Genomic DNA, 12490 nt, shown 5'->3' on the forward strand with positions numbered 1-12490 from the left:
ATATATTAATCTAAATCTTCACCATTTGTTGCAATAACTTTTTTATACCATTCAAATGAATCTTTTTTGTAACGTTGATATGATCCTTGACCTAAATCATCTGCATCAACATAAATATAGCCATACCTTTTTTTCATTTGACCTGTTGAAGCTGATACCAAATCAATACATCCCCAAGATGTATAACCCATTAAATCTACACCATCTAATGTTATAGCATCCTTCATAGCCTTGATATGTTCTCTAAGATAATGAATATGATACTCATCATGCACACGACCATTTTCTAAAGTATCAATACCACCTACCCCATTTTCAGCAATAAATAGAGGTTTTTGATAACGTTCATAAAATTGATTAAGTGTTGTTCTTAACCCCAATGCATCAATTTGCCACTTCCATGCTGTATCCTTTTCTTTCAAATATGGATTTCTCAATGTAGGAAAAACATTCCCTTCAGCCTTTTCAGCAATCACATTTTGATCTGCACAAACAAGCTGTGAAGAATAGTAAGAAAAAGATATAAAATCAACTGTATGATTTTTTAACACTTCCTTATCTTCTTTAAAAAATGGAATATCAAACCCAATTCTTTCAAATTCTTTAAGCTTATATTCAGGATACTCTCCTCTTACAAGAACATCAGAAAAGAAGAATTTTCCTCGTCCACTTGCATGAGCAAGCCAAACATCCTCTGGAGCACAACGATATGGATAAGTCACTCCAGCTGCCAACATACATCCTACCATATTGTTTTTATCAATTTCATGAGCTATCTTTACAGCCCATGCACTGGCAACAAGTTCATGATGAACTGCCGTATAAATTTGTTGCAGTCTTTCCTCTTCACTTCTAATAACAACACCAGCTGCATAATATGGCAGAGATGTAATACAATTAATTTCATTAAAAGTTAACCAATACTTCACCATTCCCTTGTATCTAGTTAAAATGGTTTTGACATATTTTTTAAAACACTCTATGGTTTCTCGACTTTCCCATCCATTATATCTTTTAACCAATTCTAAAGGGATATCATAATGTGTCATTGTAACTAGGGGCTCAATTCCATAAAGATGTAACTCATTAAAAACATCTTCATAAAATTGTAAACCTTTTTCATTTGGTTTTTCATCAATACCAAGAGGGAAGATTCTTGCCCAATCAATAGACATTCTAAATACTTTAAATCCCATTTCTGCAAATAACGCAATATCTTCTTTATAATGATGATAAAAATCTATACCTTTCATACTAGGATAATACGTATTAGGCTTTTGTTGTAAAGAATCTAATGTTCCACTCATAACATTCCATCTTTCACTTCCTTGAGGAACAAGGTCAATATGCCCTAAACCTCTACCATCCTCTAAATGTGCACCTTCACATTGATTAGCTGCAGTTGCTCCACCCCATAGAAAGTGATCAGGAAATCCCAACTGTTTCCTCTTCATTAAGCAATACTCTCCTCAATGTTATTACTATCTATTTCTTCTTCTTTCATTTTTTCTTTTGTACCTAATTGACTATCATAAATTTTAAAGAATGGATACCAAACAACCGCAAGAATAGCAATAAGGACAATTTCAAATATAATAATTCGAAAATCCAAACATTTGATAAAACTGTTAATAAAAATCGGGAATGTTCCAGCAACTTGCAAATAAATTGGTGTAATTAATCCTGTCATACAACAAATAGTATATAAAGCATTACTAAGCAATGTTCCTACAATAAATGGAATCATCAAAATAGGATTAAAGGCAATTGGTGCGCCATATAATACTGGTTCACTTATCCTGCAAAAACTTGGAATAATTGTTGCTTTTCCAAAAGCCTTTAATTGTTTTGAATGTGCTAATAAAAGACATAAGAGAACAAAACTAAATGTATTACCTGCTCCCCCTAATAAATTTCCAGCATCACCAAACATTGCAGGTTGGAAAATAATATCTTTACCAGCTGCGACTAATTCCATATTTCGTGTTGCAACTTGCATACCAATAGCTGTTGTAAAAGGCATCAAAATCATTGTTCCATGAAGCCCACAGCACCAGAATAATGAACTAATGATACATAAAGCAATAGCACCTGGCCAAGTATTACATAATCCACCTAATGGTTTACCTAATACAAATTCAATTAGTGCTGGTAGTGTCATTGTTGGATCATATGCTTGAATCAATAAATTTCCACCAAAGAAAATAATAGTATTAAGGACACCTGGAATAATTAAACTAAAAGTTTCTGAAATAAATGGTGGTACAGATTCAGGAAGACGAATTGTCAAATGATGGCTTAAACAGAATCTTGTTACTTCCACTGTTACTATTGCCACAACAATTGCTGTAAACAATCCTTGTGATCCTAAATATGTTGTTTTCATCATAGATGCAACTGACCCATCTGCCAATGCATAATATCCAGCAGGTGCAGCAGTTAACATAAAGATGATTGCTGATGTTAATGCTGAGCTCATTGCTGACATTTTGTAACTTGATGCTAAGTTATAAGCAATTGCAAAAGCAGCAATAACACCTAACATTCCCATTGTCATATTAAATGGAATCAATATAACCATTTTATATTTTGCTGCAAAATTAACCCATCCTGAAAAGATGGATAATATCCCACCATTCGCTACCATATCCGCTGTAACTGGTGGATTGGCAATAATCATGAATACAGCACCAATAAATATAAAACTAATCATTGCCATGAAACCTCTTTGCATAGCTAATAAATGACGCTGTCTACCAAAGAAATTTGCAAGAGGTGTTAGTTTTTCATTTAAAAATTTCATAAATTTTTCCATTTTTATCCCCTCCTATTTATCTAATAATTTATGAACCTGCTTCATTATGTTTTCAACATTTCCTAAACCATAATCAGCTGGATTAATTTTATCAACAGGTTTTCCTACCGCAATACCCTTAATTTCTTCCAATTGATAAGCAATTTGTGGCCCTACCAAAATACAATCATAATCTTTATATACATTTTCAATATCGCTTGAAGGTTTTGCAATAACCTCTAACTCTATTCCTTTTTCTTTTCCCCATTTTCTCATTTTTTGCATCAATATGCTTGTAGAAAGTCCATTGGCACAACATAATAATATTTTCATATTTTTTTACTCCTTTTCAAATGTCTTTTTGTAAATCTTGATAAGTTCCTGAATAAAATCAATAGCTAACATGCTCGTCATAAGATGATCCTGAGAATGAATAAGTAAAACATTAATAGGTGTTTTTTCTCCGTTTGCTTCACTCGTAAGAAGATCAGTTTGACTTTGATGAGATTGATTAATTTCAGTTCGTGCTTCTTTAATAAGATTTTCTGCCTTTTCAAAATTGTTTTTTTCAGCTTCTCTTAATGCTGAATATGCTAATGATTTTGCTTCACCAGCATGTGCAATAATTGTAAAAGCAATTTGTTCTACATCCATTGTTTCACCTCATTTTTTTATAAAATCATTAAACAAATTCTAATAATTGATCGATCTTTGTATTTTCCTTGTTCAACGATATCAATATACAATGAATCTTGTATTCTTTCAAATCACTTCAAATGAATCGATTTTTAACTTTTTATACACTATTTTCTTTATTTATACACTTTTGATTTTGCTCTTTATTTATGATACATATTGCTAAAATAAGTTTACTTTTTCTCATTAAAAATACCCTCACTCTTTTTATAACTGCCTATTTAAAAAACATACACTTTATACACTTAAAAATAAAAATCCAACTTTAAAAGTTAGATTTCCTTAATCATTTTAATAATCATTGCGATATCTGAATCTGAGAATTTAATTTCAAAGACTTTCTCTATATCTGAAAAAACATCACAAAGATAATTATATATTTTCTTATTTGCCATTATTATTTTGTTATAATCTCTTATCTGTTTAATATTTTGTTGGTGAACCAATTGATAAATAAGATGACTTATATGCATAATCAAACCTATTCGTTTATTTTGATTTAAAGGATATTTTACATCAATTTTATGAATTGCTTGAATTAAATTTTCCTTCAATAAGTCAATATCAAAATCAGGCATTTGTTCCTCTATATTCTTAAATATCAATGAATATTTAATTCTCTTTTTTGTTGGTAAAAACTTACCATTCACACTAAATAATTCTGATAATTGTTCAATAGGTGTATTAAATAATTGAGAAATAGAAATAAATGAAACTCCATGTAAATGCGGATTAAACGTTCCTATAACATATAATATATTATGTTCTTCCTTTAAGTGGTTAATCTGTGAAATAAGCTGGTTTTTATCCTTCATAGATAAAGGTATAATATCAATATCACGAAATTCAATGATTTTTTCCAAATATCTTTTTATTTGTAAGGCTCCACCTTCTCCTGTCATACATAACGTAATAATAATATCCTTTTTAATTTCCCTCTTATAATTATCGACAATAGATGGAAAGTATTTTTCGTAACTATCCTTCATACTTAATACAATTGAATCCAGATCATGAATTGTTTCCATTTTTCTAGCACATTCTAATGCAATTAAAGTGGTTGGAGATATAATAAATTGGATATTAATACCAGTTTCATCTGCGATTTCTTGAGCCATAGTTTTTAATGATCCCATGTCATACATCATCAATATCCCTTTTCCCATATTAATTTGTTTGATAAAATTTTTAAGTTCATTATATGCATCTATAATTTCTTTATCTAAAGATAAGTTAAAAGCATAAACTTTGTCTGTCTTTACAAGAGTTTTAACAACATCAACAAGTGAGGATGCTGTTTGACTACCATGCATGGCAATCAAAAACACAGGAAATCCATCATCTTCTATAGCTTGATTCTTTTCACAAATAAACATAGTTATTAATGATGCTTCCTCTAGTTCAATATGTACATTTAATTGTTCTTCTATTGTATCTAGAAGTTGCAAACTTAATACATATTCTTTCTGGTTTTCCTTTATTGTTTGTTCTATATAATCATCACTATAACTTCGAACTTCTGGATGCTCTACAAGAGATTGTAAATGTAAACACAAGCCATAAAAAACTGAGTCTGGAAAAAAACGGTCCAATTTACGTGATGCATAATCTAAAAAATCTTTTACTAATTGGATGATCTCATTATTTACAATTTTACTTAACGATGTTTCATCTATGTTCTTACTTTTTATTTCTTTATTATATTTATTTAAAAATACATTTATTTTTGAATTTTGAAATGATTTTTCATTAAAAGTCATATCTTTTAAATAACTATATTTATCTTGATGTTTTTCTAACAAAAAGTCATCTTTTGTTTTTTCAACAGATTCTTTTGTAAAACAATAAACATAATCATACGAAACAAATTCACTCAATTCAGCTGCATGGCTTTTATAAAAAATAGATCCTTTTTTGATATATTTAGGGAAATCATATAAATATAAGTGGATATTTTCATTATTATAATCTATTTCTCTTAAATAAGCACTTGCACAGCCTTCTTTGATATCGTTTATGAATTGCTTAATGTTTCTTTCACAATGATATAGTAGTAAACACAATAATACTTCAGCATCTATAATAAAATTTTTATCAATTTTTTGTGATTCTTTTTGTAAAGTATTCTTCATAATGTCAAATCGTTCATTTAAACTTCTATCCATTAGATCAGGTATATCAATAATAACATTCATACATTCTAAATAATTTTTTCTAAAATCTTCATCTACATTTTTATCTGATGAAAAAACTAAAATAAAATGACCTTCTTTTGATTGTAATGTTATTAAATCGTAGATAATTGCTCGTTTATCTCGTGATATTAAATGAACATTATCAACAAACATAATTCCATCTTCGACCTGCTTTAATAAAGCAGCACTTTTTATAACATCTATCAAGTCATTTTCATGGTTCATATAATATTTACAATTAAGTTTGAGCAATTGAGCCTTTTTAGAAACCATTTTTCTTTCTTTAACATATTCAAATAACGTTTGAACAAAAAAGCTTTTTCCAACACCACTTGATCCAATAAAAAGAAACATATGCTTTTTATCTGGATATATCAATTCTGACTTTACCTTCTTTATAGCATTTTTTAAACTATCATTACAACCAATCATTTTTTGAAATACTAAATCATATTTCTCATTTGATTGATTGAGATTTATTAATCTATATAATACAGGTCTTCCATCTATCTTTTCTAATTTATTGTCCTTAACCAACTGATTAAGTATAGATGATATGTTCGTTCTTTGCATATGAAAATGATCAACTAATTCTTGAGTTGTAAAAAGCTTTTCTTTATCAGCAACACTAACTGTTCTTTGCATATATGATAAAATTAAATCTTTCTTTTTCATGCATAATCACCCTCCTATAACTTCTAAAAAAACCTCTAATAAAATTATTTGATTTATTATAATTATTGTAAAAGCAATTGACTTTCAGATAATCCTTTTGAAATCAATTTTGTTATAAATTGAATCATATTTTCCACAGGTATTTTCCTCCCATCAATGATCCATTGACTATATATCATTATAAAACTACCATATAAATATGATACAAAAATATTAGCCTCGTAATCCTGACACTTTGAAAAGTTATCATAAGATTTAAGATAATTAAACATTTGTTCCCTTATATAATCACTCGGACTTTTACAAAAAGTCAAATGTCCTTGAATAGACATAATCTTATTATCAACATTACTAGCATTTGCTAAAAATAAAAACAATTTTCTAATAAACTTTTCTAAATCATCTACATTCCATTTATCTGGAAGTGTTTTAAAAAAATTTGACAATATACTAATTTGTTGATTTACAAGTAAATCATCTAAATTTTGATAATGTAAATAGAAGGTTTTTCTATTGATTTGAGCACGTTCTACTAATTTTCTAATTGTTATTTGTGAATAATCCATTTCTAACAGCATTGCTTTAAAAGTATTTTGAATAAGTGATTCTGTTTTAATATATCTCAAATCATTTTGTGATTCTCTCTTCATTTTGACTCCTTTAATCTATATTATTTTTTAAATGTGGCATAATCTACAAAATTCTAAAACTGACCATTGATAGAAATATCATAAAAATTATAATTGATAAATGATGAATAATCAACATTAATACAATAAATAATAACAAGGAGGTTAAATTAATGCAAAATGAAGAAAAAATAGAATTATTTGAATATATCCCTGTTTCTAAATCAGTCATAAAACTAGCTCTTCCTATGATTTTAAGTTCACTAACTGTCATTATATATAATATGGCAGATACATTTTTTGTTGGGATGCTAGCTGATCCTATTCAAAATGCGGCAATTACATTAGCAGCTCCAATAATGCTAGCATTTAATGTCATTAGTAATTTACTTGGTGTTGGTACAGCAAGTATGATGAGTCGTTCACTAGATGCTAAAGATTATAAAACAGTTAAGCAAAGTTCTGCTTTTGGTTTTTATGGCACTTTATTTTCAGGATTATTATTTTTCATTGTTTATACGATTTTCAAACAGCCAATCATGGAACTTATGGGAGTCCAAGTCAATACAGAGTTTGCTACAAATATCTATATGTTTTGGACTGTGACTTTAGGTGCCCTTCCAACAATTTTACATATAGTCATGTTAAACATTATTCGTGCAGAAGGCAAATCAGTTCTCGCAAGTGCAGGAGTTGCAGTGGGATGTATTCTCAATATTATTCTTGATCCTATTTTTGTTTTACCATGGGGATTGAATATGGGAGCAAGTGGAGCAGGATGTGCAACATTCTTATCAAATTGTGCATCATGTATTTTCTACTTTATTATTCTCTTTAAAAAAAGAGAAAAAATGTTTGCAAGTATTTCTATAAAAGATTTGGTATTAAATAAAAAAGTTGATTATGGTGTATGTAGTATTGGCGTACCTGCTTCTATTCAAACTTTATTAAATGTGACAAGTATGACAATATTAAACAATTTTACTGTTATTTATGGAGCAACTGCTGTAGCAGCTATGAGCATTGCTCAAAAAATTAATTCTATACCTCTCAACATAGCCTTAGGTGGCTCACAAGAAATTATGCCATTAATCAGTTATACATATGCAAGTAAAAATTATAAAAGAATGAAAAATGCTGTTAATTACACAAGAAATGTTATGTTAATATTTTTAATATTATGTTCTTCTGTTTCATTTATCCTTGCTAAGTCTTTTGTTGGTGTATTCATGAATAGTTCTGATATTAGTACTTATGGAAGTCAATTACTAAGAGGCTTTAGTTTAGGCATACCATTTTTGTGCCTTGATTATTTATCTGTAGCTATTTTTCAAGCTGTTGGCATGGGAAAATATGCATTTTTCTTTGCAATTGCCCGAAAAATTATTTTAGAAATTCCATCATTAATTATTTTAAATTCATTCTTCCCTCTTTATGGTTTAGCATATGCTCAATTTGTTACAGAAATTATACTGTCTATAATCTCAATTATTGTATTAAGAAGATTATTTCATAATTTAATTTGATTAAACACATGACACATAAATGCAAAATCAATATTTGAATTTTTTAATAATAGCTCTAATAGAATATTATACTATATATAAATCTAATTATTTGATGTATTTAAATATTTTCTCTGTAAATATATATTTCAATTTTAAAGTTACAGTTATGACATTATGTCACTATCCTAGTGACCTCAAAAGGACATAGTCATCCTTACAAAAAACATTAATTTAAAAAATACATATTGCTTGTATTTCCGTTATTTTCTCTTGTTCTATGAATTCTTAATATCAGTTCTTCTTTTTCTAATACTTGAAGAGATCTTCTTATTGTTCTTGAACTTAATCCTGTATCTCTTGATAGGGTATTGACAGAAGGGAAGCAAGACCATGTTTTCCTGTTCGCATACTGAAGTAATGCTCGATAAACTGATCTTGCTGTTGGTGAAATATTTGCACCTGAAACTTTTGTATAAAAATACATATAGTCTTTATTCAACTTTAACACCTCCCCTTTTAATGGATTGGAAGTCAATGTGTTGCATAATATTATCTATATTCTGATTCTTGCTTTTTAATATCGATTCAATTTCATACATACTCGCATATTCAACTTCTCTATGATTTCTCATTCTCATTTTATATTCTCCACTCAACTCTATACCCCATTTCTTATAAAGTCTTAACTTTGTTTTCATGGGATTCTTTCCTGTTTTCATAAGTATGAAGTTTCCCTTAGGCATTGATTTTAACTCATCAGTTGTCATCAACGGTCTTTGAATCATCTGCAATGATTGTGATGGATCATTTTTACCCTTGCTGACAGAGCCACTTAAAACAGTCTTATATCCTAAGTTTTCACTCATGACTTTTGCTGTTTCTGAATTAGGTGCAAATCCCCCAAACAATGTATCCTGACAGTTATCCATAATGATAGATGCCCCTTCTTTACCATAGTTCTTTTCCAGCTGTGCAAGTGATTGAATAATCGCAACAATTGATATATTTCTTGATCTGGATGCTGAAAACATCATTTCTGCTGACTGTATAGCTGGTATTGTTCCTATTTCATCTAGATACATAATGACCTTATTCTTTAATCGTCCACCCTGTTCATCTGCATATGCCAGCATTTCTCTATAGTACTGTTGAATAAATAAACTGATAAGGAAGTGTTTCGTATTATCTTCCTCTGGCATAACTAAAAAAATGGCTGATTTTTCAGCACAGAATTTCTCTATATCAACAGCTGTTTCAAAACAGAGTATCTGTTCTATCTCACTGTCAATAAATGCATTCAGCCTTGAGAGGATTGTTGATAATACTGACATCATAGCCTGTTCTCCTGTATTCAATGCAGAACCTGCAAACCATTTGGCTTTATGATTGTCTGGCAACAAATCCATCATGACCTGAAAGCTAGATTTTCCTTTGATTTTTGATGGCTTCAGTAAATCCTGAACAAGTTTAAATACGCTCACAATATGTCTTTGTCTTGCAGGACAAAATTCAGAAATAATAAGAATCACACTTGTCAGTAGTCCTTCTGCAGAATCATAAAAGAAACTATTTTGACCGTAGTTCGATGCACTTTCTCCATCACTGAATATAATTGTCTTTGCAATGATCTTGGCATACTTTTCTGTCTTTGCTTTTAGACTTAAATTATGTCTACCCTGCTTATAGAGATCCATATATTTATTAACCAGATGGAGCATATTATTTCCATCAGAAAATAATGGATTTCTTAAATCAATGACCGAGACATGATAGCCATAATAGTCTTTTGCGATTGCACCATAATTTCTATAAAGATCCCCCTTTGTATCAGTTGTAATAAAGGAAATCCCACTAGCACAGGCATATTCCAAATTGGGATATAAAAAATGTGCTGTCTTTCCAACACCAGCAGCACCTATCATAAGTAAATGAATATCATCAGTATCAATATAACAGGTCGTTTTATTGAATTTGATCTGTGTTCCAACAACCAATCCCTGATGCTTTGGCAGATTAATTCTATTTCGCCATTTATTCGCATTGAAATCAATTTTCTTAAAAGTATTATTGATTTCTCTTTGAGTCGCAAAACTTGCAGTTCCATGCTGTCCATCTCCAACTGTTTTGGACTTGATACGATCAAGATTATAGTTATTCCCAAAGACAACAGCACATCCTATAAATATAAAAAAAAGACAGCCTATAAATATAAACGTTATCTTATCATCCATACATTGACCTCCTCTCTAAATTAAACTGATTTGCCTTTAATAACCTTTCATTTCCATATCAAAAGCATCATCAAATGATTGTTCATCTCCTGTAGGTATCACATATTCATTCATAATTGCTAGGGCTTCATCATAGCTTCCACATGATGTCACTCTATCAAACATTTCTTTTGACTTTTCTGGATATCCTGCTTTCTTTAAGGCATTTGAACATATTCCCATTAAATTAAAAACATTTCCATCTTCACCTATCATCTTCGCTTCTGGTCTTAGACTTTCCTCTAGTCCTAATTTTTCTTTCATTTCCATATTCCTGACTAACTCCCTTCTGATTTGTAATTTCATATTCAATAGATCACTGGAACATTGTCTATAAATATCTGCCAGTATTTGATTACTTTCATGATTATCTAATCCTGTTTTAATATCTTTCAAGCTGTTAAAAACATTATGAATGGATTTATTAATATTTCCATTATCCTTATAAGCTCGATAATCATCTTTTAATGTATCCCATACCTTTGATTCTTTAGTAAAAGGAACATCTTTATATAAAAGCTGATGTTCCATAGTTAAAACGAGCTTTAATAATTTTTCTGACTGTTTATTAAGATTATAAAAGTCATTTTTTCCATTTTTATTGAAAGCATAATAGACCTTCATAAACTGATTGCCTATGGTTGTATGTGTGATTTCATCATGTCCTGTTAATTGAAAATGTGAATTCTTTAAATTTTCAATTTCAGTATACATTTCCATATATTTAGGATTATCAACCGCCTTGATAACTTCAATGCCATGAAGTTCTTTCAGATCTTCATTAAAGTCTTTATTCTTTGGCTGAATAATAGATGCATCAATCATCTGTCTATCGTGAAGCACATCCAAAACTCTTTCGGCACCTTCTATTCCTGCTTCGTCATGATCAAAACAAAGAAACACTTTCTTTAAGGAATCATTTGTATCCAGCAGATGTTCCAGTCCCTGTGTTCCAAGTCCATTCAATGCAATATAGCTATGCTCCTGCCAATTTTCTTTATGCAGTGAAATATAAGAAAGCATATCTATCGGTGCTTCAAAAACATAAATTTGATTGCTTTGTCCTAAATAATGAAAGGTATACCTTGGATCAGATCCTTCAACATTTCCTCTGAATCCACCATTGATCAGTGTACTTCTTTTATGTGCATGTCTTGGTACACCTTCTTCATCATATCCAACAAAAACTGCATTATGATAAACTGCATCTTCATAGATCAATCCCTTCTGTACAAATGCATTCAAAACCTCTTTATCAATACATCTGCCATTTAACAGATAGCCATAAACTCTTCTCATTGAATCATTTCTTTCTGGCATGATAAATTCTTTTTTTACTTCTTCTTCAGGATGAACATCAACTATCATTCCTGTATCGTTCGCAAAAGATAAAAGAAGTTCCATCGCCTGCTTGAAATTATAACCATAGAACTCTTTTAAAAATTGAATGGGATAGCCACCTTCCTGTGTTTTCCATTTATAATACTGATTGCCTCTTATGGTTACACTTGTATATCTGTTCCATCTCATATCCTTGCCAGATTTGGTGAGTGTTTCTCCCTGTTGTCTTAAATATTCAACAAGATTGACCTGATTGGCAACTGAAATCTGTTCATCAGAAAACCTTTTGTATCTTTCCATTGTCTACCTGTTCCTTTCCTTGATTCTCTTTTTGATGGCAGTATTTCTTCTTTTTGATAAATTTTGTCTATTATCACCTATT

The 12490-nt window shown here is 29.8% G+C and carries 10 protein-coding genes; 1 reads left to right on the forward strand and 9 read right to left on the reverse strand.

The annotated features are described in order from the left end of the window. Positions 1–5: 5 nt before the first annotated feature. From GQF29_RS05945 to GQF29_RS05970, 6 genes are all read right to left on the reverse strand, one after another. Positions 6–1454, reverse strand: coding sequence for a 6-phospho-beta-glucosidase (locus tag GQF29_RS05945; protein WP_008789403.1), 1449 nt, complete (start codon positions 1452–1454; stop codon positions 6–8). Continuing rightward, complete coding sequence (locus GQF29_RS05950; RefSeq protein WP_008789402.1) at positions 1454–2815, reverse strand: PTS sugar transporter subunit IIC; 1362 nt, start codon at positions 2813–2815, stop codon at positions 1454–1456. Before GQF29_RS05950 ends, GQF29_RS05945 begins: the two co-directional genes overlap by 1 nt. Before the next feature lie 12 nt (positions 2816–2827). Continuing rightward, complete coding sequence (locus GQF29_RS05955; protein WP_008789401.1) at positions 2828–3127, reverse strand: PTS sugar transporter subunit IIB; 300 nt, start codon at positions 3125–3127, stop codon at positions 2828–2830. Positions 3128–3133: 6 nt separating this feature from the next. Beyond that, positions 3134–3448, reverse strand: coding sequence for a PTS lactose/cellobiose transporter subunit IIA (locus tag GQF29_RS05960; RefSeq protein ID WP_008789400.1), 315 nt, complete (start codon positions 3446–3448; stop codon positions 3134–3136). Positions 3449–3762: 314 nt separating this feature from the next. After that, positions 3763–6360, reverse strand: coding sequence for a PRD domain-containing protein (locus tag GQF29_RS05965; protein WP_160340762.1), 2598 nt, complete (start codon positions 6358–6360; stop codon positions 3763–3765). 62 nt (positions 6361–6422) lie between these two features. Next, positions 6423–7010, reverse strand: coding sequence for a TetR/AcrR family transcriptional regulator (locus GQF29_RS05970; RefSeq protein ID WP_008789398.1), 588 nt, complete (start codon positions 7008–7010; stop codon positions 6423–6425). A gap of 152 nt (positions 7011–7162) precedes the next feature. Between GQF29_RS05970 and GQF29_RS05975 the strand changes: the two genes are divergently transcribed. Further along, positions 7163–8515: an MATE family efflux transporter gene (locus tag GQF29_RS05975; protein WP_008789397.1), complete on the forward strand. Its 1353-nt coding sequence runs from the start codon at positions 7163–7165 to the stop codon at positions 8513–8515. A gap of 208 nt (positions 8516–8723) precedes the next feature. Here the strand turns inward: GQF29_RS05975 and GQF29_RS05980 are convergent, their stop codons facing one another. Genes GQF29_RS05980 through GQF29_RS05990 form a run of 3 tightly spaced genes read right to left on the reverse strand, consistent with a single transcriptional unit; the run spans position 8724 to position 12408 of the window. Continuing rightward, a complete protein-coding gene (locus GQF29_RS05980; RefSeq protein WP_008789396.1) occupies positions 8724–8996 on the reverse strand; it encodes a helix-turn-helix domain-containing protein in 273 nt (90 codons plus the stop codon). Further along, positions 8989–10728 carry a VirD4-like conjugal transfer protein, CD1115 family gene (locus GQF29_RS05985; protein ID WP_008789395.1) on the reverse strand — a complete coding sequence of 580 codons (1740 nt, stop codon included), beginning with the start codon at positions 10726–10728 and terminating at the stop codon, positions 8989–8991. Before GQF29_RS05985 ends, GQF29_RS05980 begins: the two co-directional genes overlap by 8 nt. Before the next feature lie 36 nt (positions 10729–10764). Then, positions 10765–12408, reverse strand: coding sequence for a DUF3991 and toprim domain-containing protein (locus GQF29_RS05990; protein WP_008789394.1), 1644 nt, complete (start codon positions 12406–12408; stop codon positions 10765–10767). Positions 12409–12490: the final 82 nt, after the last annotated feature.

Source organism: Coprobacillus cateniformis (assembly GCF_009767585.1).
GTDB classification, from domain to species: Bacteria; Bacillota_I; Bacilli_A; order Erysipelotrichales; family Coprobacillaceae; genus Coprobacillus; species Coprobacillus cateniformis.

Excerpts from the sequence above, each read along its gene's own strand:
- GQF29_RS05960 (WP_008789400.1), bottom strand. The coding sequence starts at position 3,448 with ATGGATGTAGAACAAATTGCTTTTACAATTATTGCACATGCTGGTGAA.
- GQF29_RS05965 (WP_160340762.1), bottom strand. The coding sequence starts at position 6,360 with ATGAAAAAGAAAGATTTAATTTTATCATATATGCAAAGAACAGTTAGT.
- GQF29_RS05970 (WP_008789398.1), bottom strand. The coding sequence starts at position 7,010 with ATGAAGAGAGAATCACAAAATGATTTGAGATATATTAAAACAGAATCA.
- GQF29_RS05950 (WP_008789402.1), bottom strand. The coding sequence starts at position 2,815 with ATGGAAAAATTTATGAAATTTTTAAATGAAAAACTAACACCTCTTGCA.
- GQF29_RS05975 (WP_008789397.1), top strand. The coding sequence starts at position 7,163 with ATGCAAAATGAAGAAAAAATAGAATTATTTGAATATATCCCTGTTTCT.
- GQF29_RS05985 (WP_008789395.1), bottom strand. The coding sequence starts at position 10,728 with ATGGATGATAAGATAACGTTTATATTTATAGGCTGTCTTTTTTTTATA.
- GQF29_RS05955 (WP_008789401.1), bottom strand. The coding sequence starts at position 3,127 with ATGAAAATATTATTATGTTGTGCCAATGGACTTTCTACAAGCATATTG.
- GQF29_RS05945 (WP_008789403.1), bottom strand. The coding sequence starts at position 1,454 with ATGAAGAGGAAACAGTTGGGATTTCCTGATCACTTTCTATGGGGTGGA.
- GQF29_RS05990 (WP_008789394.1), bottom strand. The coding sequence starts at position 12,408 with ATGGAAAGATACAAAAGGTTTTCTGATGAACAGATTTCAGTTGCCAAT.